Source organism: Actinoplanes sp. NPDC051494, from assembly GCF_044454705.1.
In the GTDB taxonomy this organism is placed as follows: Bacteria; Actinomycetota; Actinomycetes; order Mycobacteriales; family Micromonosporaceae; genus Actinoplanes.
This window is the reverse complement of the sequence record NZ_JBITDZ010000016.1, coordinates 1-21585: the sequence shown is the minus strand read 5'-3', so window position 1 is coordinate 21585 and position 21585 is coordinate 1. Positions and strand designations below refer to the sequence as shown.

The 21585-nt window shown below is 71.7% G+C and carries 19 protein-coding genes; 9 read left to right on the top strand and 10 right to left on the bottom strand.

All coding sequences use genetic code 11. The features are described 5' to 3' along the window. The first annotated feature begins 5 nt into the window (after positions 1–5). Both ACIA6A_RS37980 and paaK read left to right on the top strand, forming a co-directional pair. The gene (locus tag ACIA6A_RS37980) at positions 6–617 is read left to right on the top strand and encodes a TetR/AcrR family transcriptional regulator (RefSeq protein WP_396102925.1); all 612 of its coding nucleotides are present in this window, start codon (positions 6–8) and stop codon (positions 615–617) included. A 9-nt stretch (positions 618–626) separates the two neighbouring features. Further along, entirely contained in the window at positions 627–1925 is a 1299-nt protein-coding gene (gene paaK, locus ACIA6A_RS37975) for a phenylacetate--CoA ligase PaaK (protein WP_396102924.1), read from the top strand. Here paaK and ACIA6A_RS37970 read toward each other — a convergent pair whose 3' ends face one another. Next, positions 1926–4517 carry a hypothetical protein gene (locus tag ACIA6A_RS37970; RefSeq protein ID WP_396102922.1) on the bottom strand — a complete coding sequence of 864 codons (2592 nt, stop codon included), beginning with the start codon at positions 4515–4517 and terminating at the stop codon, positions 1926–1928. Between the two features lie 191 nt (positions 4518–4708). Here ACIA6A_RS37970 and ACIA6A_RS37965 point away from each other — a divergent pair, with 191 nt between their 5' ends. After that, positions 4709–5470, top strand: coding sequence for an IclR family transcriptional regulator (locus tag ACIA6A_RS37965; RefSeq protein WP_396102921.1), 762 nt, complete (start codon positions 4709–4711; stop codon positions 5468–5470). A 124-nt stretch (positions 5471–5594) separates the two neighbouring features. Then, positions 5595–5720, top strand: a complete 126-nt coding sequence (locus tag ACIA6A_RS37960) for a hypothetical protein (protein WP_396102920.1) — start codon at positions 5595–5597, stop codon at positions 5718–5720. Positions 5721–5733: 13 nt separating this feature from the next. Here ACIA6A_RS37960 and ACIA6A_RS37955 read toward each other — a convergent pair whose 3' ends face one another. Further along, positions 5734–6801 (bottom strand): DUF2855 family protein, encoded by a 1068-nt coding sequence (locus ACIA6A_RS37955; RefSeq protein WP_396102919.1) that lies wholly within the window; start codon positions 6799–6801, stop codon positions 5734–5736. A 72-nt stretch (positions 6802–6873) separates the two neighbouring features. Between ACIA6A_RS37955 and ACIA6A_RS37950 the strand changes: the two genes are divergently transcribed. Together ACIA6A_RS37950 and ACIA6A_RS37945 are read left to right on the top strand one after the other, a co-directional pair. After that, a complete protein-coding gene (locus ACIA6A_RS37950; RefSeq protein ID WP_396102918.1) occupies positions 6874–8349 on the top strand; it encodes an OmpA family protein in 1476 nt (491 codons plus the stop codon). Between the two features lie 217 nt (positions 8350–8566). After that, the gene (locus ACIA6A_RS37945) at positions 8567–9505 is read left to right on the top strand and encodes a hypothetical protein (protein ID WP_396102917.1); all 939 of its coding nucleotides are present in this window, start codon (positions 8567–8569) and stop codon (positions 9503–9505) included. Positions 9506–9547: 42 nt separating this feature from the next. Here the strand turns inward: ACIA6A_RS37945 and ACIA6A_RS37940 are convergent, their stop codons facing one another. The 8 genes from ACIA6A_RS37940 to iolC all read right to left on the bottom strand — a co-directional run bounded on the left by ACIA6A_RS37940 (position 9548) and on the right by iolC (position 17962). Continuing rightward, the gene (locus ACIA6A_RS37940) at positions 9548–10555 is read right to left on the bottom strand and encodes a Gfo/Idh/MocA family oxidoreductase (protein WP_396102916.1); all 1008 of its coding nucleotides are present in this window, start codon (positions 10553–10555) and stop codon (positions 9548–9550) included. After that, complete coding sequence (locus ACIA6A_RS37935) at positions 10555–11325, bottom strand: ATP-binding cassette domain-containing protein (protein WP_396102915.1); 771 nt, start codon at positions 11323–11325, stop codon at positions 10555–10557. The genes ACIA6A_RS37940 and ACIA6A_RS37935 overlap by 1 nt, the downstream gene beginning before the upstream one ends. Next, the gene (locus tag ACIA6A_RS37930; RefSeq protein ID WP_396102914.1) at positions 11322–12389 is read right to left on the bottom strand and encodes an ABC transporter permease; all 1068 of its coding nucleotides are present in this window, start codon (positions 12387–12389) and stop codon (positions 11322–11324) included. The genes ACIA6A_RS37935 and ACIA6A_RS37930 overlap by 4 nt, the downstream gene beginning before the upstream one ends. Positions 12390–12401: 12 nt before the next feature. Continuing rightward, the gene (locus ACIA6A_RS37925) at positions 12402–13394 is read right to left on the bottom strand and encodes a sugar ABC transporter substrate-binding protein (RefSeq protein ID WP_396102913.1); all 993 of its coding nucleotides are present in this window, start codon (positions 13392–13394) and stop codon (positions 12402–12404) included. Positions 13395–13457: 63 nt separating this feature from the next. Next, entirely contained in the window at positions 13458–15308 is a 1851-nt protein-coding gene (gene iolD / locus ACIA6A_RS37920; protein ID WP_396102912.1) for a 3D-(3,5/4)-trihydroxycyclohexane-1,2-dione acylhydrolase (decyclizing), read from the bottom strand. Beyond that, a complete protein-coding gene (gene iolB / locus ACIA6A_RS37915) occupies positions 15305–16162 on the bottom strand; it encodes a 5-deoxy-glucuronate isomerase (RefSeq protein WP_396102911.1) in 858 nt (285 codons plus the stop codon). The genes iolD and iolB overlap by 4 nt, the downstream gene beginning before the upstream one ends. Beyond that, positions 16159–17031, bottom strand: a complete 873-nt coding sequence (locus ACIA6A_RS37910; RefSeq protein WP_396102910.1) for an aldolase — start codon at positions 17029–17031, stop codon at positions 16159–16161. The genes iolB and ACIA6A_RS37910 overlap by 4 nt, the downstream gene beginning before the upstream one ends. Next, on the bottom strand, positions 17024–17962 hold the full coding sequence (gene iolC, locus ACIA6A_RS37905) for a 5-dehydro-2-deoxygluconokinase (protein ID WP_396102909.1): 939 nt from the start codon (positions 17960–17962) through the stop codon (positions 17024–17026). The genes ACIA6A_RS37910 and iolC overlap by 8 nt, the downstream gene beginning before the upstream one ends. Before the next feature lie 88 nt (positions 17963–18050). Here iolC and ACIA6A_RS37900 point away from each other — a divergent pair, with 88 nt between their 5' ends. The 3 genes from ACIA6A_RS37900 to ACIA6A_RS37890 all read left to right on the top strand — a co-directional run bounded on the left by ACIA6A_RS37900 (position 18051) and on the right by ACIA6A_RS37890 (position 21442). Further along, complete coding sequence (locus ACIA6A_RS37900) at positions 18051–18617, top strand: TetR/AcrR family transcriptional regulator (protein WP_396102908.1); 567 nt, start codon at positions 18051–18053, stop codon at positions 18615–18617. Then, positions 18614–19765, top strand: a complete 1152-nt coding sequence (locus tag ACIA6A_RS37895) for a GDSL-type esterase/lipase family protein (RefSeq protein ID WP_396102907.1) — start codon at positions 18614–18616, stop codon at positions 19763–19765. Before ACIA6A_RS37900 ends, ACIA6A_RS37895 begins: the two co-directional genes overlap by 4 nt. Positions 19766–19876: 111 nt before the next feature. Further along, on the top strand, positions 19877–21442 hold the full coding sequence (locus ACIA6A_RS37890; RefSeq protein ID WP_396102906.1) for a polysaccharide lyase family 1 protein: 1566 nt from the start codon (positions 19877–19879) through the stop codon (positions 21440–21442). Positions 21443–21585: the final 143 nt, after the last annotated feature.

The following is a 21585-nucleotide window of genomic DNA, read 5'->3' as shown; positions in this document are numbered from 1 at the left end:
CACAGATGGCACTTCCTCCGCACGACCGGCAGAGACGTGGCCGGCCCGGTCATGACCTCGACGCGGTGCTGGCCGCGGCGGTCGCGCTGTTCAACGAGCGGGGCTACGACGCGACCAGCATGGACGACGTGGCCCGCGGTCTGGGGATCACCAAGTCGAGCGTCTACCACCACGTGCGTGGCAAGCAGGACCTGCTGCGGATGGCGATCGACCACGCCCTCGACGGGCTGGACGACGCGATGACCCAGGTGCGCGGGCTGCCCGACGCGACCGCGCTGGAACGCCTCGAGACGCTGATCCGGCTCAGCGTGCTCGTGCTGACCTCCCGGCTGCCGTACGTCACGCTGCTGCTGCGCGTGCGCGGCAACAGTGACGTCGAGCTGGCCGCCCTGGCCCGGCGGCGCGCCTTCGACCACGACGTGACCGCGCTGGTGAAGGCGGCCCAGGCGGAGGGCTCGGTGCGGCCCGACGTGGATCCCGCGACCGCCGCCCGGCTGCTGTTCGGCATGGTCAACTCGCTGGTCGAGTGGTACAGCCCCGGGCGCGGCAACGCCGGCACGCTCGCCTGCACCGTGACCGCCCTGGCCTTCGACGGATTGCGGACCCGCCACCTCTAGGAGTTGATCATGCAGGATCGCACCCCCCGGCGGGACGCGCTCGACCCCGTCGAACGGGCCTCCGTCCCCGAACTGCGCGAGCTGCAACTCTCCCGGCTGCGCTGGTCGCTGTCGCACGCGTACGCGCGGGTGCCGGCGTACCGGACCCGTTTCGACGAGCACGGCGTGCACCCCGGCGACCTGCGGTCGCTGTCCGATCTGGCCCGCTTCCCGCTCACCGACAAGGCCATGCTGCGCGACAACTACCCGTACGGCATGTTCGCGGTCCCGCGGGCCGAGATCTCCCGCCTGCACGCCTCCTCCGGCACCACCGGGCGGCCCACCGTGGTCGGCTACACCCGCTCGGACGTGCGCACCTGGGCCCGGCTGATGGCCCGCTCGCTGCGCGCCGCCGGGGGCCGGGCCGGCGACCGGGTCCACGTCGCGTACGGGTACGGCCTGTTCACCGGTGGCCTCGGCGCCCACTACGGCGCCGAGGAACTGGGCTGCACGGTCATCCCGGTGTCCGGCGGCATGACGGAACGTCAGGTCATGCTCATCACCGATCTGGCCCCCGACGTCATCATGGTCACGCCCAGCTACATGCTCGCGATCGTGGACGAGATGCGCCGGCAGGGCGTCGACCCGCGCGGCACGTCACTGCGGGTCGGCGTGTTCGGCGCCGAACCGTGGACCGAGGACCTGCGCGCCGAGATCGAGGACCAGCTCGACCTGCACGCCGTCGACATCTACGGCCTGTCCGAGGTGATGGGCCCCGGCGTGGCGGTCGAGTGCGTGGACACCAAGGACGGCCTGCACGTCTGGGAGGACCACTTCTACCCGGAGATCATCGACCCGCTCACCGGCGCGGTGCTGCCCGACGGCACGCCGGGCGAGCTGGTCCTGACGTCGCTGACCAAGGAGGCCATGCCGGTCGTGCGGTACCGCACCCGCGACCTGACCCGGCTGCTGCCCGGCACCGCCCGGCCGATGCGCCGGATCGAGAAGATCACCGGGCGCACCGACGACATGATCATCCTGCGCGGCGTCAACCTCTTCCCCACCCAGATCGAGGAGCTGATCCTGCGTACGCCGTCCCTGGCCCCGCACTTCCAATGTGTCCTGACCCGCACCGGGCGCCTCGACGAGCTGACCGTCACGGTGGAACGCCGCCCCGGCACCGCACCGCCGGACGGTTTCGCCGCGGGCCGGGACCTCGCCACGATGGTCAAGAACACCATCGGGGTCACCGTCACGGTCGACGTCATCGAGCCGGACGGCGTCGAGCGCTCCCTCGGCAAGATGCGCCGCGTCGTCGACCGCCGCTGATCAGCGCAGGTCGGTGTCGCTCGGACATCCCGGATCCGGGCGCCGGGCGCGCGAGATCTGCCCGCACAGCATCCGGAACACCGGCTTGCCGGCCCGGTCCAGACCCATCACCAGCATCGCCTTGTCGACCGGCACCGGGGAGCCCGGCCCGAACGAGATGGTGCCGGTGGCCCCCTCCAGCGGGCTGCTCCCGGTGATCATCGCCAGTCCCTGGGCGACGGTGCCCCGGGTCACCCGCGTGGTGCCGTACCGCTGGCCGCGGGCGATCGCCTCCCGGATCGTCACCAGCGAGTCCCACCCGAACATGGCCCGGCTGGCGCCGTCGTTGCCGCAGATGTCGCCGTACCCGGCCGCCTGGTACGCCGTGAAGAACACCACCTCCCGCGACAGGTCGGCGCAGGCGAACGGCCAGGCGAGGCTGCTCGCCTGGGTGAGGTAGTCCAGCGGCAGGTTCGCGATGGTGCCCAGCTGCCCGGAGGACACCGCGCTGGCGATGGCGTCGCCGGCCAGCAGCTCCGGGTAGTCGCCCGGGCAGGAGACCGTCAGATCGCGCAGGAACTGCCGGAACTCGCCCGGCCGGCCCGCGAAGAAGATCAGATGCCCGCGCCGGGCCGAGCACGCCTGCCGGGCCAGGACACTCAGCGGGTCACCGCCCGGGGCGCCCGGCGTGCGGTACGCCCGGTACCCGCGCACCTCGATGCCCACGTGCTCGAACTGGGTCCGTACGTTCTGGGCGAGGTTCCCGCTGTACAGGTCGTCGGGATCCCCGGAGTAGTAGATGTCGGCCGCCGTCGCCTTCTTCCGGCTCCGGGCGTAGTAGGCCGCCACCGCCGCCTCCCGCAGGTTGGCCGGCCCCACCTGGTGGTACGACAACGCCGTACGGGTCAGGTCGTCGGACGACAGCAGCGTGCCCAGCGTCGGGATCCCGGCCCCGTCGAGGGTTCGGATCGCGGCCCGGACCCCCTCCTTGCTGACGCCGAGCCCGGTGACGGCCACGATGCCCAGCCGGTCCTTGGCCGCGGCGATCAGCTCGGCGGCGCGCCCGCCGTGCGCCATCAGGCCGCCCGCGTTGGCGAGCAGGATCCGGATCGGGACGTTGTCGCCGCGGGCCTCGAGCTGCTGGAGCGCGAGCCCGCGCAGCTCGGCCAGCACCGAGGCGTACGAGCTGCCGTTGTCCCCGGTGAAAGCGCCCAGGTAGACCACGGTGACCACATCGGGATCGGCCATGACCTCGGCGTTGGTGTCCTCGATGGTGGCCGCGACCGCGCGCAGTCCGGCCGCGGTGCCGGGCTCGCCGCTCACCTCGTCGCCGAAGAACCGGAACCGGTCCCCGGCCAGTCCGACGCACTGGCTGCCCTTGTCACCGAGCGACTCGCGCTGCAGTGTCTGCCCGGTCCCCGGCCACCACAACGGCTCGCACCGGTCGTGGTTGCGGATCGGCAGCGTCAGCATCGTGGCGATCAGCAGCAGCGGCAGGACCAGCGACATCCACGGCGTCCGCCGGGCCGGGAGACCGACCTGGCCGAGGTCGTTCCAGGCCCCCGGGCCGCCCAGCTCGGCCGGCAGCTGGAAATCGAGGAACGGTGAGCGGTCCGTGGCGAAGACCCAGTTCTTGCGGCGCCACGTCCGGTACGCCATCGGGGCGTCCGCCGGTGCCGCCGGAACCGTGCCGGCCGGGACCGCCGCGTCGGTGAGCACCAGCAGCGGGTCCCGGCGGATCCGGGGACGGCCACCGGACCGGCTCTCCACCGCGTCGGCCCGGATCGTCGCGAGCAGATTCAGCAGGCGCTCCCCCGGTGGCTCCCGGGCGTCGAGCAGCAGCACCGGGTACCGGGTCCGGCGCCGGCCCGCACCGAGCAGCCCGGTGCGCCGGTACGACCGGCGCAGGTCCTCGACGAACGCCTCGGTCAGCAGCAGGTCGAGCTCGTCGCGGTGCGTGTCGGCGAAGTCCGGGCGGGCCAGGTCCCGCGCCAGGCTGTAGAAACCCCGGCCGCGGGCCATCTTCTGCTTGGCGAACCACCGCGGCGGGCGCCACGAGGCCCGCAGCAGGGCCAGCCCGAGCCGGGGCGCGAACCGGGCCGGCACCCGGATCCACCAGGGGAAGTCCCCGACCGCGTCGGCCAGGTCCTGACCGAACTCGTTGCCGCCCACCCGCTGGCGCAGATGGGTGCGCAACCGGCCGGCGAGTTCGGCCTCCTCGCGGTCCCCCACGCCCTGCGGCAGCGGCTCCAGGTGCGACAGCCAGAGGGCGAGACCGTAGTGCGGGAACCGCAACCGGCGACCCCGGGCGCCGTCGCCCGCCAGGTCGGTGACCGCCACGTCGAGCACGTCCTCCACGGTGGCGGCGCCACGGCGGGTGCCGGTCCGCGCGTACGGGATGCCGCGCCCGCCGCGCAGCCAGTCCTCGGCGCCGTCGAGCGGGCCGGTCCGCACCGCCGGGGACCGCACCAGCCGCACGATGGGCAGCAGCCGCTCGTCGCCGTACCGCCAGGGCCGCCGGGTCAGCGCGGCCACGAGGCGCAGCAGGTCGGCGGCCCCCTGGAACTGCATCCCCGCGGTGGTCTGCCGGTCGGCGTCCCAGTGCCTGCGCATATCCATCCTCCATCGGACAATGAGGAGGGAGACTACCGCGCCACGTCGCCCGGAGTAGCTTTTCCGCTACCCATTGGAGTTAATCCGCGAGGTCACATTTTCCCGGCCCCTACCCCTAGGATGTGCCGGATGACGGGTACCCCACCGATCGACACCACGGTCGCGCATCCGCACGGCGTCGCCCGGACCCGGTGACCACCCCACGTGATCCCGGGGTGCGCTCGGTCTCCCGCGCCCTGGAGATCCTCAGCGCGTTCAGCACCACGCACCCACGGCTGCGCCTCGCGGAGCTGGCCGACGCGGTCGGTCTGCCCAAGCCCAGTGCCCGCCGCCTCGCGCTGACCCTGATCGAGCACGGCTTCCTGCGCCAGGACCCCGACGGCGCGTACGAGCTGGGCACCCGCCTGCTCGAGCTGGGCAGCCAGGTCGCGGAGACCTCGGTGATCGCCCACCGCACCCGGGCGGCCGCCGACGAGCTCTCCCGTGCGACCGGTGAGACCGTGCTGGTGGCCGAGGCGGACTGGGCGTCGCTCTCGCTGCTGATCGTCGGCAAACGCCGTCCCGTGCACCCGGCGGCGGCCACGTCCCCGGTCGGGCGCCGGCTGACCATCACCAGCGGCTGCATGGCCAAGGCGGTGCTGTCCGGCCTGCCCCCGGAGGGCGCCGACGAGATCCTGCCCCACCTGCGGCTCGCGCCCCGCACGGCACGCACCATCGTCGACCCCGCCCGGCTCGCCGACGACGTGCGGGCCAGCCGGGCCCGTGGGTACGCGGTCCAGTCCGGCGAGTTCCTGCCCGGGATGGCCGGCGTCGCCGTACCCGTCCGGGTCCGCGGGAAGGTCGCCGGCACGGTGGCCGTGCTCGGCCCGGCCCGCCGCAACCCGCGGGCCGAGCTGGACCGGACCGGTCACCTCATCCTCGGGGTCCTGGCCCGCCACCATCCCTCGTCGTAGCACGAGCCGCCGCCGGTCGCGTTCCGCGGTGCGGAACGGGCTCTCGTGGCGACCGCCCGCGCGTGGCTACGCTCCGCCCAGTTGATCAAGGCTCAGTTGATCAAACGCTGGTCAGGAGACCTCTGTGCGAAACACCGACATGCCGGCCGGGGACGACGAGGGCGGCAACACCACGCTCATCGTGATCGGACTGATCATCGTGTTCCTCGCGGCGATGGGGACGCTGGTCTACCTCGCGGTGGGCGGCTGAGGCCGGCCCCGGGTCAGAGCTGGACGATCTGTCCGACGCTCGGGGGCACGCGCCCGGCGAGCACCTCGCGCCACGCCGCCCGGAACGCTTCCGGCCCCTCGGCCACCCGGATGTCGATCCGGCCGGCCACGTCCCGTGAGAACCGTTGCCAGGAATCGGCGAAGCGGCGGTCGAGCTCCGCACGACCCCAGTCCTGGCCGCGTTTGCGCATCTGGACCGGGGCGAAGAACACCTCACCGGCCGCGGCGGCGTTCGGCACCTGCCCGGTCAGCCCGACCGCGATGTCCCGCACGAGCCGGTCGCCGAGGTGCTCGCGCAGCCCGGCCCGGACCGCGGGGGCGCCGGACAGGTCCAGGTAGACCGTCGGCTCCCCGGCCAGGGCGCCGATGTCGTCGTAGGACAGCACCTCGTCGTAGCAGCCGAGCGAGCGGGTGAACCCGACGTTGCCGGCCGAGGTGAGCCCGATCAGCCGGGGGCCGCCGGACCGCAGCTCGAACGCGGCGGCGTACGCGGTCTTGCTGGAGGCCGACGACAGCAGCAGCGCGGACGCGCCGTAGAAGTCGTTGTCGGCGACCTGGTCGGCCAGCATGAACGAGGTGAAGAACAGCGGCCGCAGCAGGATCAGCAGGTCCTCGTCGGCGGGCCGGTAGGCCGGGTCGCCGGTGGTGACCCGGTAGGAGTTGTACGGCGAGGGCAGCCCGGCCCGATGCTCGCTCGCGTCACGGAACCCGCGCTCGTCCACCCGGTCCGGCCGCACGACCAGGTGCCCGGCCGGCGGCAGGTAGCCGTAGAACCGCTGCCCCTCCACGATCCCGGGGGTCGCGGATCCCACCACGTCGGCGAACCCCCACAGCGGCGGCAGCCCCCACCGCGACCCGAGGCCGCGGGGCTCCGGCGGGAAGAACTCCCAGTAGCGCATGGCGTCGCCGAGCACCGCGTACGTCACGTTGTTGGCGGTCAGCCCGACCCGGTCCACCCGCAGCAGCACCTCCCCGCCGGCGAGGTCCGGCGTCCCACCGTCCACGACGGTGGTCCTGTCAAGATCGTCGCGAGCCACGGCGAACGTCCACGAAGCACCCATGCCCCTGACGCTAGACACAACTGCACGGCAAGTGCAAACTTCTGCCCCGGGGGCCGATATAAGCTCGGCGCGATGAAGAGGTCACCGATGATCCGCCTGCTGGCCGCCGGCCTCGCCGCCGCGGTCGCCGGCGGGTGCGGCAGTGATCCGGAGCCGTCGCCACCGCCGTCGCCATCGCCACCGCCGTCACCGACCGCGACCTCCGACGCGGTCCCGGCGATCACGCGGCAGGTCGACGCCGCCGGGGACCTGCTCACACTGAGCGTCGGCGCGCTGGTCCGCAGCGGGGACACCGTGGTGCTCACCGTGGGGACCCGGGTCGACCGGGCGGCGAGTTCCGGGGCCGGGCAGATCATCCGGCGGTTCTCCGCGAGCGGCACCACCACGTTCGACGGCGCCCGGCTGGTCGACACCGCGCACCGGCGCGTGCACCTCGTGGCCGAGGGGGACGGCGGGTGCGTGTGCTCGCGGCGGGTCCGGATCGGCGAGGGCGAGACGAAACCGCTGACGGCCGCGTTCGCCGGCGTGCCCACGGACGTGACCACGCTGTCGGTGATGCTCCCCTACGCTGGGGTGTTCGCCGGCGTGCCGGTCGTCGACGGTCCCGCCCCGGCCGACCTCGATCTCGCGGGCGCGGTGTCGCTCGGTGCGGACCTGGACGCGTACTCCGAACGCCTCGATGTCGGGCTGCGGACCCGGCGGGGATCCGGTCAGGTCGATCTGGATCTGGACACCGACGTGCTGTTCCGGGTGGACAGCGCCCAGCTCACGCCGGAAGCCGGCAAGACGATCGCCGCCGCCGTCGAGGACCTCAGGGCGGCCGGTCCCGGGCCGCTGACCATCACCGGTCACACCGACGACACCGGCAGCACCGCGCACAACCAGGAACTCTCCCAGCAGCGGGCCGAGTCGGTCGCGAAGGCATTGCATCTCCCGGCCGCGCAATGGCCGCGGTCCGTGGCGGCCAAGGGCGAGACCGATCCGGCCGTGCCGAACAACGACGCCGCCAACCGGGCCCGCAACCGCCGGGTCACCGTCACCTTCAAGACCACGAAAGAGCAACAGCAGAAGGCCACCGAAGTGCCACTGCCCACAACCGACGGGGTACGCGGGAAAGCAGCCGAAGGCGTCGAGATCACCCTCCCCCTGCACCGCGGCACGGTGCGGTTCACCCCCGGCCCGGCGACCCGCAACGGAGCGTTCCTGCAGGTCGACCTCGTGGCAACCGCGGTCGGCACCGGCACGGCGACCATCCTGGACTTCCTTGGGCAGGGCGTGTTCACCGCCCGCGACGAGTTCGACCCCTACGCGCGTTACGGCGCGGCCGGTATCCGGATGATCGCCGGCGGTTCGTCCTCGTTCGGGCTCGACTACGAGGTGGAACCCGGCGACCACCGCTGCCTCTGCGACCGCCTCCTCAACCAGCCCATCCCGGCCGGCACCAGCCAGACCCTCTCCCTGTGGTTCCCGGCGCCCCCGGACGGCACCGCCACGGTGACCCTCGACGTCCCCGACCGGCTGCGCATCACCGACATCCCGGTGCGCTAGTTTCCGCCCCGGAACCGGGCCGCCGTGGTGAAGTGGAGACATGCCGACCCTGACCGCGGTGGGAGTCGGGGACGGTGCCTGCAGCATCGTCGCCGCGTCCTGCCCCCGCCACCCAGCCTGCCCTTGCGTCCGATCCGTCGGCGTCGTCGACTGCGGCAGCTACAAGGGATCAGCGACGCACGCGGCAGAGGCACTGCGGGCGGCTCTGGGCGGACGCGTGACATCGCTCGATGCGATCGCTGTCTCCCATTTCGACACCGACCACTGGGAGGGCCTGACCGCGTTCGGCGCCATGACGAGGCCCGGGCTCGACTCCCTGAAGGTCTATGTCCCGCATCTGCCGGCCAAGCTGGCCGGGACCGGGGCCGCTTTCGTGACCACCCGGTCGTCGGACGGCACCATCACCTCGATGCTGCGAACGGATCTGCTGCCGCTGATGGCGCCGGGCCGCTTCCCGGACATCATGCCGGTCGCCCGGGGCGATCACGCCACGGTCGGCGGGGTGCGGATGGACGTCCTGTGGCCACCGGAGAAGCTACCCGAGAGCGACCTGCTCGCCATCCGGAACGCGGTCGCCGACGTCAAGGAACTCGCCGGGACGCTGGCTCACCACGGCGCCCCCGGGCTACGGAAGTCGCTCGAGGGCCTCACCGGCGAGGACCTCGACGATGAGCCGATCGGGGAGACGGGCGGGGAGGCGGGCGATGCGCTCCTGCGTGAGCCCGACGCCGACGAGACGGCTCCCCGCACCGTCTTCGGCAAGCATGTGTTGCGGGGCCTCGACAAGAAGCTCGACCGGGCCGCGGTCGAGAAGGAGGTCAAGCGGGTGTTCACGCGGGTCCGGGCGATGAACAACGACTTGTCGGTCATCCTGCTCACCGAGGACGACTCCGCGCTCCTGCTGGGCGACGCGTCGGGCCGGGTGGTCGACAGAGCGCTGGCGCCGGTCCTGGGACGGCTCACGCAGGTACGGGTGATGCTGGCACCGCATCACGGCAGCCAGCCGCTGCCGAAGCGGCTCCCGGATGCCGCGTTGTGCATCGCCCAGGCCGGCCTCTCCCATGCGCCCGGGTGGGAGAAACACCATCGTGGCAAACATGGCGTCAGTGGTTGTGTCTGCCTGCACGGCCTCGACGGGCTCACCGCGCGGTGGTGACCGGCCGGCCGGGATCGCCCCCGGCCGGCCGATCGGCGCGTCCTAGCCGGTGTACAGCGCCGGGCGGTCCATCAGGGTGATCTCGACGCGTTCGCCGGTGCGCAGCGCGGCCACCGACGCGTCGGAGACCACCGCGGCCGCGTAGCCGTCCCAGGCCGACGGGCCGGCCGGGGGCAGGCCGGCGGCGACGGTGTCGAGCCATTCCTGCAGCTCGACGTCGTAGGCGCGGGCGAAGCGCTCGCGCCAGTCGAGCGGGACCGGGCTGGCCACCCGGCCGCCGCTGCGGACCACGACCTCGGCCTGGGTGCCCAGCTCGGCCGTGCCGTCCTCGCCGATGACCTCGCCGCGGATGTCGTAGCCGTACCGGATGTTGACCGACAGCTCGACGTCGATCAGCGCGCCGCCGGCGGTCTCGAGGAGCAGCAGCAGCGGGTCCTGCAGGTCGCCGCCGTTGCGGTTCCTGCGGGGTACGAGCACCCGGGCCGCCGTGATCTCCTCGCCGAACAGCCAGCGCACCATGTCGATCTCGTGCACCGCGGTGTCGGTGATGATGCTTTCCTTCTCGTAGAAGCCCGGCACCCCGGCGTTGCGGTGGGCGCAGTGCATCATGAGCGGGGCACCGATCTCGCCGCTGTCGACCGCCGCCTTGAGGGTGCGGTAGGCCGCGTCGTACCGGCGCATGTAACCGACCTGCACCAGCTTGCGCCCGGCCGCGACCTCGGCCGCGACGATGCGCCGGCAGGCTTCCTCGGTGGTGGCCAGCGGCTTCTCGCAGAAGACCTGCTTGCCCGCGGCGATCGCGGCGAGGACGTACTGCTCGTGGGTGGGCCCCCAGGAGCAGACGACGACCGCGTCCACCGCGGGGTCGGCGACGAGGTCCTCGCCGGTGGCGTGCACCGTCGCGCCGGGCAGGCCCTCGGCCACCCGCTTGGCGACCTCCGCGTCGACGTCGGTGATCGCGGTGACGGTGGCGCCGGCCAGCACCCGGGTCATCCGGCGCAGGTGGTCCTGGCCGATCGCGCCGGTGCCGATGAGCCCGATCCGTACCATCAGCGGCCCAGCTCGTGGGAGAGTTCGGCGAGTTCGTCGCCGCCGGCCATCTGCGTGGTCAGCTCGTCGAGGCTGACCTGGTCGCGGGTCTTGTCGAGCACGGCACCGCCCAGCTTGAGAATGATGAAGTGGTCCCCGACCAGGTACGCGTGATGGGGGTTGTGGGTGATGAAGACGACCCCGAGGCCGGCGTCGCGGGCCGCGGCCACGTACCTGAGCACCACCCCGGACTGCTTCACGCCCAGTGCGGCGGTGGGTTCGTCGAGGATGAGCACCCGGGCGCCGAAATAGACGGCCCGGGCGATCGCGACGCACTGCCGCTGGCCGCCGGAGAGCGTGCCGATGGGCTGGTTGATGTCGTGGACGACGATGCCCATCTTGCGCAGTTCATCGTCGGCGATGCGCCGCATTTCCTTGATCTTCATCCCGGCGAGCGGGAAGGAACCCGCCGTGAGCTCGGCACCGAGGAAGAAGTTGCGCCAGACCTCCATGAGCGGCACCACGGCGAGGTCCTGGTAGACCGTGGCGATGCCGTGGTCGAGGGACTGCCGCGGGGAGCCGAACGTGACCGGCCTGCCGTCGACCAGCATCGTGCCGGAGGTGTGCGGGTGCAGCCCCGACATGATCTTGATCAGGGTCGACTTGCCGGCCCCGTTGTCGCCGAGCACGCAGGTCACCTCGCCGGCGTTGACCGTCAGGCTGACGTCGTGCAGGGCACTGATCGCACCGTACGACTTGCCGACGCCGGACATCTCGATGAGTGCCGTCATGACGTCCTCCGCGTGGTGGCCATCCGCTTCACGTACAGGTTCACCATGACCGCCAGCAGCAGCATCACGCCGAGGAAGGCCTTGAACCAGTTGGGGTCCCAGCCGGCGTACACGATGCCCAGGTTGGTCATGCCGAAGATGAACGCGCCGATCGCCACGCCGGCCGCGTTGCCGAAGCCGCCGGTGAGCAGCGTGCCGCCGACGACCGCGGCGATGATGTACAGGAACTCGTTGCCCACGCCGTTACCGGCCTGCAGCGTGTTGAACCGGTACAGCGTGTGCATGCCGACGAACCAGCCCAGGAACGACACCGCCATGAACAGGCCGATCTTGGTACGGACCACCGGCACCCCGACCGCCCGGGCGCTGTCCAGCGCGCCGCCGACCGCGTAGATCCAGTTGCCCCGCCGGGTCCGCTGCAGGATCCACGCGGCGAGCACGACGAACAGCACCCACCAGAGCACGGTGATCCACACGGTCACCGGGCCGGCCTTGAAGCTGGACCCGAACACCGCGTTCAGCGAGTCGAACCCGGCGATCTGGCTGATGTCGGGGCTGGTGACCGAGCCGGTGACCAGCTTCGTCACGCCGAGGTTGGCGCCCTGGAGCACGAAGAACGTGCCCAGGGTGATCAGGAAGCTCGGGATGCCGGTGCGCATCACGAGGTATCCGTTGACGAAGCCGACGAACAGGCAGAACACCAGCGACAGCAGCGCGCCGACCCACAGGTTGACCCCGAAATACCAGCAGAACATCGAGTTGACCAGCGCGCCGGTGGTGGTGATGACACCGGCGGACAGGTCGAACTCGCCGCCGATCATCAGCAGGCCCACCCCGACGGCGACGATACCGATGGTCGACGACTGGTACAGCACGGTGAAGAACGACTCCGCGGAACGGAACGCCGGCGCCACCGCGAGGAAGAACACGAAGATGACGACGGCGGCCACCAGCGCGCCGACCTCCGGCCGGCCCAGCAGGCGGTTCGCGAGCGGGGGCCGGCCGCCGCCGGAGGGTTCCGGCGGCGCCGGGAGCGGTGGTGCCGCCCGAACGCTGCTACTCATGTGGTCCTCCGACTACCGCGTGTTGTTCTTGGTGAACGGCAGGATCGTCGCGACGTTCGTCTTGTCGACGAACGACGGGCCGGTCAGCACCGGCCGGCCGCCACCGATGTCGTTGCCGTTCTTCAGGTACAGGTACAGCGAGCTGATCGCCAGGTAACCCTGGGCGTACGGCTGCTGGTCGACCGAGAACTCGATCTTGCCGTCCTGCACGTTCTGCGCGACCTGCGTGTCGAGGTCGAACGTCGCCACCTTGGCGGTGCTGGCCGAGGCCTCCTGCGCCTTCAGTGTGTCGAGCGCCACCTGCGAGTTCAGCGTCATGACGTAGTCGATCGACGTGTCCTGCGCGAGCTTCGCCTGCAGCGTCGATGTGACGGCCGCGTCGTCGGCGCCGTTCACCTGGATGTTCTCCGTGCCCGGCACCTTGTTCTTGAGACCGGCGCAGCGGGCCTCGAGGGAGACCGAGCCGGCCTGGTGGATCACGCACAGCGGGTGCTTGGCGCCGGACGCGGCGATCCGCTCACCGGACGCCTCACCGGCGACGGTGTCGTCGGAGCCGAAATACATCAGCGCGCCGAGCTGCTTGTACTGGTCGATGCCGGCGTTGAGGCCGACCACCGGGATCTTCGCGTCGGTGGCCGCCTTGACCGAGCCCTGCAGCGCGGCCGGGGTGACCAGCGTCGTGGCGATGCCGTTGACCTTGGAATCGACCGCGTTCTGGATCAGCACGGCCTGCTTCGAGGCGTCCGGGTCGTTGGAGTACTTGAGCGTGACTCCCTCGTCCTTGGCGGCCTGCTCGGCCCCGGCCTTGACCTTGTCCCAGAACGTGTCACCGGGTGTCTCGTGGGTGACGAACGCGATCGTGAACCCGGAGCTGCCGGCCGCGTTGCCGCCGCCACCGGTGTCCGTGTCGTCCGTCTTCGCCCGGCCACCGTCGCTGCACGCGCCGACGCCGAGCGCCACCACGGCCGCCACTGCGAGAAACCGGCCGCCTCGAATGAGAGTCATTACTTTTTGCCTCCAGATATCAACTTGCCTCGCAGAGTGTAAGGACGCGCGGCATCGATAGCGTCACAGGTAGAGCCGTTGGGCGCGCTTCGCGGTGTCGTAGGCCGCCCGCGCGGCCCGGGTGGACCCCAGCTCGGAGACCTCACCGACCGGCACGTCCCACCACGATTGCGACGACGGCACGGGCGCGCGCGGGTCGGTCTCGATGTGCACGACGGTGAGCCGGTCGCCGGCCCGGGCCCGCTTCAGCGCCTCCACCAGGTCGGCGATCGTGCGGCAGCGGATCACCGCGGCCCCCAGGCTCTCGGCGTTGGCGGCAAGATCGACGGGCAGACGACCCCCGTCGTAGTCGTCGTCCGCGCCCCGGTACCGGTAGCTCGTACCGAAGCGCTGCGATCCCAGTGACTCCGACAGCGCGCCGATCGATGCGAAACCGTGGTTCTGGACCAGCACGATCACCAGCTTCACCCCGTCCGCGACGGCGGTGACGATCTCCTGCGCCATCATCAGGTACGACCCGTCGCCGACCAGCGCGAACACCTCACGGGTCGGGTCGGCGAGCTTGATGCCCAGCGCCCCGGCGATCTCGAAGCCCATGCAGGAGTAGCCGTACTCGACGTGATACTGCTTGGGATCCCGGGCGCGCCACAGCAGCTGCAGGTCACCGGGCAGGCTCCCGGCCGCCTGCACCACGACGTCACGCTCCCCGCACGCGTCGTTGACCGCGCCGATCACCTCGCTCTGCGCGGGCAGCGGCCCGTGCCCGAGGTGGTAGGCCCGATCCACCTCCCGCTGCCAGGCCGCCACCTCGTCGACGTAACCGGGGGTGAAACGGATGCCGTCCAGGGCGACGGTGAGGGCCTTCAGGCCGCTGCGGGCGTCGGCGACCAGGGCGGTCGCGGCCTGCTTGTGGGCGTCGAACGCCGCGACGTTCAGGTTGACGAACCGGACATCCGGCGCGAAAGCGGTATGTGACGCGGTGGTGAAGTCGCTGTAGCGGGTCCCGACGCCGATGACGACGTCGGCCTCGCGCGCCAGGCGGTTCGCAACGGGGGTGCCGGTCGAACCGATGCCGCCCACCGCGTTCGGGTGGTCCCAGCGCAGCGCCCCCTTGCCGGCGTGGGTGTCGGCGACCGGGATGCCGGTGGCCCGGGCGAACGCGTCCAGCTCGGCCGACGCCTCCGCGTACACCGCTCCCCCGCCGGCGATGACCAGCGGCCGGGCCGCGCCCCGGAGCACCGCGGCGGCCCGCTCCAGCGCCGCCGGCTCCGGCTCGGGACGCGCCACGTGCCAGACGCGCCGGGTGAACAGCTCGTCCGGGAAGTCGTACGCCTCGGCCTGCACGTCCTGCGGCAGGCTGAGCGTGACCGCGCCGGTCTCGGCCGGGTCGAACAGCACCCGCATCGCGGCCAGCAGCGCCGGCGGCAGCTGCTCGGGACGCCAGATCCGGTCGAAGAAGCGCGACAGCGGCCGGAAGGCGTCGTTCACCGAGACGTCGTAGGTACGCGGATCCTCCAGCTCCTGCAGCACCGGGGCCGCGACCCGGGTGGCGAAGATGTCGCTGGGCAGCAGCAGCACCGGCAACCGGTTGACGGTGGCGAGCGCGGCACCGGTCAGCATGTTGGTCGAGCCGGGCCCGATCGAGGCCGTGCACGCGTACACGGACAGCCGGTTCCTCATCCGCGCATAGCCGGCCGCCGCGTGCACCATGGCCTGCTCGTTGCGGGCCAGGCGGTAGGGCAGGTCGGCTTCGCCGGTACGTTGCGCCTGCAGCAGCGCCTGCCCGATGCCGGCCACGTTGCCGTGCCCGAGGATGCCGAACACACCCGCGATCGCGCGCTGCTCGACGCCGTCACGTTCGGTCCACTGGTTCGCCAGGAACCGGACGACGGCCTGCGCCACGGTGATCCTCACGACCGCCTCCTCTCCCGGACCGAGGTCAGCGGCAGCCGCGGATCCATCTGCTGCCCGTGCCACGAGCCGCGGACCCAGGCGTGCGCCGGGTCGTCGGAGAACAGCCAGCTGCGCTCACCCGCCCCGGCCATCACGTTGAGGTAGTACATGTCGTAACCGGGTGCGGCCATCGAGGGGCCGTGCCAGCCGTACGGGATCAGCACCACGTCCCCGCTGCGCACCTCGGCGCAGACGTCGATGTCGTGGCCCGGGCGGCCGTACACCCGCTGGAAGCCGAAACCGGACGGCGTGCCGGTGACCTCGTAGTAGTAGATCTCCTCGAGGGCGTTCTCGCCCTCGGTCGTCTCGTCGTGCTTGTGCGGCGGGTACGACGACCAGTTGCCGCCGGGGGTCAGCACCTCGACCGCGATCAGCCGGTCCGCCTCGAACGAGTCCGGCGTGCAGAAGTTGTTGACCTGCCGGCTGGCCTGCCCGGCGCCGCGCAGTTCCACCGGGACGTCCTCGGCGGGCCCGTAGCGGAACGGCAGGGTGCGGCCGGCCCGGGCGGAGGGCAGCGCGAACCGGCCCCCGTTCCCGGACCGCAGCGTCACCGACGACCCGGCGGGCAGGTAGGCGAAATCGGTCACCCGGGTGAACACCGAGCGCCGGCCGGTCAGTGTGAGCCGCTCGTCGTCGCAGGTCACGTCGCACCCCCCGGACAGCGGCAGCACCAGCACCTCGTCGTCGCCGGTGTGGAAGCTGACCCGCTGGCCGATGCCCAGGTCGAGCACCCGCAGCCCGGTGTACGCCCAGCCGGCGCTCTCGGGCGTGACCGTCACGTCCCCCCGCCGGCCGCGGTGCAGCACCCGGCTCACAGCAGACCCACCGCACGGTCCACCGAGCCGGCGACGTCGCCACCGGGCGGGTACAACAGGCTGCGCCCGATCACCAGCCCCCGTACGGCCGGCAGCGCCAGGGCCTTGGCCCAGCTCGCGTACGCGGCCCCGGGGTCGTCGGCGACCTCACCGCCGAGCACCAGGGCGGGCAGCGTGGTCGCCGCCATGACCCGTTCCATGTCCGGCACGACCGGCACCTTCAGCCAGGTGTACGCCGAGGTCGTGCCCAGTCCGGCCGCGACCGACACGGCCCGGATCATCGCCTCGGGGGTGAGCTCGTTGTGCAGCCGCCCGTCGACCTCACGGTGCGCGACGAACGGCTCGACCAGCGCCATCAGCCGGTGGGCGGCCAGCGCCCCGACGGCCTGACCGCAGCTCTGCAGCGTGGCGGCCGTCCCGGGGTCGTCGGGGTCGATCCGCAGCAGCATCTTGCCGCCCTCGAAGCCGGCCGCGGCCAGGCTGTCCGCGTCGTACGCGGTGAACCGGTCGTCGATCTCGAACGCGCTGCCGGCCAGGCCGCCGCGGTTCATCGACCCGAGCACCACCTTGTCCTCGAGCGCGCCGAGCAGTAGCAGGTCCTCGAGGATGTCGGGGGTGCCGAGCACGCCGGTGACGCCCGGGCGGGCGAGCGCGGTGCACAGCCGTTCCAGCAGGCCGGCCCGGTTGCCCATGGCGAGCGGGTCGGCGCCGGCGCGCAGGGCACCGCGGGCCGGGTGGTCGGCCGCGATGATCATCATCCGGCCGTGCGCGCCGCGCCAGGATTGCGGGCGCCGGCGGCGTTTGGTGGCCGCGGCTATCGCGTACGGCCGCTGCACCCTGGCCGTGGTCAGATCCTCGATCTCAAGCACTCAGCACCGCCTTGACCTCGTCCTCGGTGGGCATGGCATCGGCGCAGGCGAGCCGGGAGGCGACCAGCGCCCCGGCGGCGTTGCCGAAGCGCAGGATCGCGGCGAGGTCCCAGCCCGACAGCAACCCGTGGCACAGCGCGCCGCCGAACGCGTCCCCGGCACCGAGCCCGTTCACCACCTGGACGGCGACCGGCCCGGCCCGTTCGACGTGATCGTCGCGCACGCCGAGCACCCCGTCCGGTCCCATCTTCACGATCACCAGATCGAGGCCGATGTCGCGCAGCGCCTTCGCGATCGCGAGCGGCTCGCGGGTCCCCACCGCGGTGTGGCACTCGTCGAGGTTGCCGACCGCGACCGTGGCGTGCGGCAGGGCCTGCTGGTACCACTGCCGGGCCTCCTCGCGCGACGCCCAGAACATCGGCCGGTAGTCGAGGTCGAGCACGGTGATGCCGCGGCGGCCCCGGGCCCGCAGCGCGGCCAGCGTCGCCGAGCGCGAGGGCTCCTGGCACAGCCCGGTCCCGGTCACCCAGAAGACCGCCGCGTCCCGGATCGCGCCGAGGTCCAGCTCGGACTCGCGGATCTCCAGGTCGGGGGCCTTGGGGTAGCGGTAGAAGTACAGCGGGAAGTCGTCCGGCGGGAAGATCTCGCAGAACGTGACCGGGGTCGGCAGTCCCTCGACCGGGCTCACGAACCGGTCGTCGACCCCGAACGTCCGCAATGCCCGGTGCAGGTATTCCCCGAACGGGTCGGCACCGGTCCGCGAGATCACCGCGCTGCGCCGGCCGTATCGGGCGGCGGCGACCGCGACGTTGGCGGGGCTGCCACCGAGGAACTTCTCGAAGGTACGGACGTCGGGCAGCGGCACCCCGATCTGTTGCGGATACAGGTCGACGCCGATGCGCCCCATCGTCAGCACTTCGTCCACGGGCATGAATCCCCCTGTTTTGTTACCACGTAATAACGCGGATGCTTCCAGGTCAATACTTGCCTAAAGCCTTTAGGTAGTTACATAATGAGTTATGGCTCGTGCCGGACTGACCCCTGACCGCCTCACCCTCGCCGGGGCGGACCTCGCCGACGAGATCGGTTTCGACCAGGTGACCGCCTCGGCGCTCGCCCGGCAGTTCGGCGTGCAGGTCGCGAGCCTGTACTCGCACGTGCGCAACACCCACGACCTGCGTACCCGGATCGCCCTGCTGGCCCTGACCGAGCTCGCCGACCGGGCCACCGAGGCGCTGGCCGGGCGCTCCGGCAAGGACGCGCTGATCGCGTTCGCCGGCGTCTACCGCGACTACGCCCGGGCGCACCCCGGCCGGTATACCGCCACCCAGTTCCGGCTCGATCCCCAGACCGCGGCCGCGAGCGCGGGCGTGCGGCACGCCCGGATGATGCGGGCCCTGCTGCGCGGCTACGAGCTGGGCGAGCCGGACGAGACCCACGCGGTCCGGTTCCTCGGCAGCGTCTTCCACGGGTACGTGAGCCTGGAGGCGGCCGGCAGCTTCGACCACAGCGACCCCGGCTCCGCGGAGACGTGGGCGCGGATCCTCGACTCGCTCGACACCATGCTCCGGAAAGGCTTCTCGTGATCACCACCCCCCTCACCGACTCCCTGCTGCACGGCGCCCTCGACCTGGAGCGGACCGGCGACGGTGTCGTGCCGCACCGGTTGCCCGCGGCGGCCCGGGCCCAGTTCCCCGACCTGCAGCTGGGCATGGCGGAGGCCGAGCCGTCCGGCGTACGCCTCGCGTTCCGCACCGCCGCGACCACCGTCGAGCTGGACGTCTCGCCCACCCGCCGGGCCTACGCGGGCGCCCCGCCCCGCCCGGCCGGCGTCTACGACCTGCTCGTCGACGGTCACCTGACCGCGCAGGCCTCGGCGACCGGCGGCACCACCGTGACGATCGACATGAGCACCGGCGCCACCACGACGACCACCGAGCCGGCCGGTACGCTGCGCTTCACCGGGCTCCCGGCCGGCGACAAGGACGTCGAGATCTGGCTCCCGCACAACGAACGCACCGCATTGGTCGCGCTGCGCACGGACGCGCCGGCGTCCCCCGTCGCCGGCAACCGGCGCGTCTGGCTGCACCACGGCAGCTCGATCAGCCAGGGCTCCAACGCCACCAGCCCGGCGGCCACCTGGCCCGCCGTGGCCGCCGCCCGGGCCGGGGTCGCGCTGATCAATATCGGCCTGAGCGGCAACGCCCTGCTCGACCCGTTCACCGCCCGCGCGCTGCGCGACACCCCGGCCGACCTGATCAGCATCAAGATCGGCATCAACCTGGTCAACCACGACCTGATGCGGTTGCGCGCGTTCACCCCGGCGGTGCACGGCTTCCTCGACACCATCCGCGAGGGCCACCCGCAGACACCGCTGCTGGTGATCTCGCCGCTGCTGTGCCCGATCCACGAGGACACCCCCGGCCCCGGCGCGTTCGACCAGGCCGCGCTCAGCACCGGCCAGGTCCGCTTCGTCGCCACCGGCGACCCCGCCGAAACCAGGGCCGGCAAGCTCACCCTGCGCGTGATCCGCGCCGAACTGGCCCGCATCGTCACCCAGCGCGCCGCGTCGGACCCCGCCCTGCACTACGTGGACGGCCTCGACCTCTACGGCGAGGGCGACCCCGAGCTCCCGGACGCGCTGCACCCCGACACCGCCACCCACCGCCTGATCGGCGAACGTTTCGCCGACCGCGCCCTGCGCTGCAAACTTCCTGCACATTCATATCGTTGACACCCGTAAAGTCACAGAATTATGTTATGGACGCATCGCATTTAGGTGCGTCTATTCATATTCTGCCGGGGACATCGATTCCCCTTTCGCGTGACGAAGGCGGGACAACCAATGAGAAGACAACGGGTGCTTGCCGTGCTCGCCGCCGGTGCGACCACGGCGGCGATCGGGGTGGCCCTTCCCATGCCCGAGGCGGCCGCGGCGACCGGCACGGTCACCGGCTTCGCGACCCGCAACGGCGGCACCACCGGCGGCGCGGGCGGGACCACCGTGCGGGCCACCACCGGCACCGCCATCCACACCGCGCTGTGCGGCCGGGCCAGCAGCAGCACCCCGATCATCATCGAGGTCAGCGGCACGATCAACCACGGCAACACCACCAAGGTCTCCGGGAGCAGCTGCAACACCGCGGCCGACGTGATCGAGCTCAAGCAGATCAGCAACGTCACCATCGTCGGCGTCGGCAGCGGGGCGGTCTTCGACCAGCTGGGCATCCACATCCGCGAGTCCAGCAACATCATCATCCAGAACGTGACCGTGCGGAACGTCAAGAAGTCGGGCTCCCCCACGTCCAACGGCGGCGACGCCATCGGCATGGAGAGCACGGTGCGCAACGTCTGGGTCGACCACGTCAACCTGGAGGCCTCCGGCGGCGAGTCGGCGGGTTACGACGGCCTGTTCGACATGAAGAACAACGTGCAGTACGTGACGCTGTCCTACAGCACGCTGCGCAATTCCGGCCGGGGCGGACTGATCGGCTCCAGCGAGGACGACCGGACCAACGGCTACGTCACTTTCCACCACAACCTTTATCAGAACATCGATTCGCGTACGCCGTTGCTGCGCGGCGGAATCGCGCACATCTACAACAACCACTATCTGAACCTGAACGAATCCGGGATCAACTCCCGGGCCGGGGCCAGTGCCAAGGTGGACAACAACTACTTCGAGGACAGCAAGGACGTGCTGGGCACGTTCTACACGTCCGAGGCCGGCTTCTGGCAGGTCAGCGGCAACATCTTCGACAACGTGACATGGTCCGCCCCCGGCACCGACACCAACCCCGCAGGGCCGAACCCGCAATCGAACACCACGGTCAGCATCCCGTACGCGTACAGCCTCGACGCCGCGAGCTGCGTCCCGTCGATCGTCGCCCAGACCGCGGGTGCCAACAAGGGTCTGCAGGTCTCCAACGGCAGCTGCGGGACCACCCAGCCGACCACGCCCGCGCCGACCACCCCCGGCACCTCGCCGGCCCCCACCACCCCGGCTCCCACCACCCCGGCTCCCACCACACCGCCGCCCTCGTCGGGTACCAACCTCAGCATCGGCGCCGGCTCGGACGGCTCCAGCAAGGCCACGGGTACCGGCTACGGCGACGTCCGCGACGGCAGCCTCACCAGCTACTGGTCCCCGGCCGGCACCACCGGTGACATCTCCATCAAGTGGACAGCGGCCACCACGGTGTCCCGCGTCGTCATCCGCGAGGCCTCCGGCTCGGCGGGAGCCATCGGATCCTGGCAGCTCATCAACTACAGCACCGGAGCCGTCCTGGCCTCCGGAACGGGAGCGGGCACCATCAGGTTCCCGGCGACCGCGCTGACGAAGCTGACGTTCCGGATCCTCACCGCGAGCACCACCCCGAGGATCGCCGAGTACGAGACCTACGCGAGCTGACCCGCACCGGACTCGTGGGGGCCCCCCCCCCCCCCGGGGGGCCCCCCCCCCCCGCGCGCCCCCCCCGGGGGGGCAGGGGGGGCCCGCGGGGGGGGGGCACGTTCAGGTAGGGGCGGGGGCCCCGCCCCCGACCATAGCCCCCC

Excerpts from the sequence above, each read along its gene's own strand:
- ACIA6A_RS37980 (WP_396102925.1), top strand. The coding sequence starts at position 6 with ATGGCACTTCCTCCGCACGACCGGCAGAGACGTGGCCGGCCCGGTCAT.
- paaK (WP_396102924.1), top strand. The coding sequence starts at position 627 with ATGCAGGATCGCACCCCCCGGCGGGACGCGCTCGACCCCGTCGAACGG.
- ACIA6A_RS37970 (WP_396102922.1), bottom strand. The coding sequence starts at position 4,517 with ATGCGCAGGCACTGGGACGCCGACCGGCAGACCACCGCGGGGATGCAG.
- ACIA6A_RS37955 (WP_396102919.1), bottom strand. The coding sequence starts at position 6,801 with ATGGGTGCTTCGTGGACGTTCGCCGTGGCTCGCGACGATCTTGACAGG.
- ACIA6A_RS37950 (WP_396102918.1), top strand. The coding sequence starts at position 6,874 with ATGAAGAGGTCACCGATGATCCGCCTGCTGGCCGCCGGCCTCGCCGCC.
- ACIA6A_RS37940 (WP_396102916.1), bottom strand. The coding sequence starts at position 10,555 with ATGGTACGGATCGGGCTCATCGGCACCGGCGCGATCGGCCAGGACCAC.
- ACIA6A_RS37935 (WP_396102915.1), bottom strand. The coding sequence starts at position 11,325 with ATGACGGCACTCATCGAGATGTCCGGCGTCGGCAAGTCGTACGGTGCG.
- ACIA6A_RS37930 (WP_396102914.1), bottom strand. The coding sequence starts at position 12,389 with ATGAGTAGCAGCGTTCGGGCGGCACCACCGCTCCCGGCGCCGCCGGAA.
- ACIA6A_RS37925 (WP_396102913.1), bottom strand. The coding sequence starts at position 13,394 with ATGACTCTCATTCGAGGCGGCCGGTTTCTCGCAGTGGCGGCCGTGGTG.
- iolC (WP_396102909.1), bottom strand. The coding sequence starts at position 17,962 with ATGCCCGTGGACGAAGTGCTGACGATGGGGCGCATCGGCGTCGACCTG.
- ACIA6A_RS37900 (WP_396102908.1), top strand. The coding sequence starts at position 18,051 with ATGGCTCGTGCCGGACTGACCCCTGACCGCCTCACCCTCGCCGGGGCG.
- ACIA6A_RS37890 (WP_396102906.1), top strand. The coding sequence starts at position 19,877 with ATGAGAAGACAACGGGTGCTTGCCGTGCTCGCCGCCGGTGCGACCACG.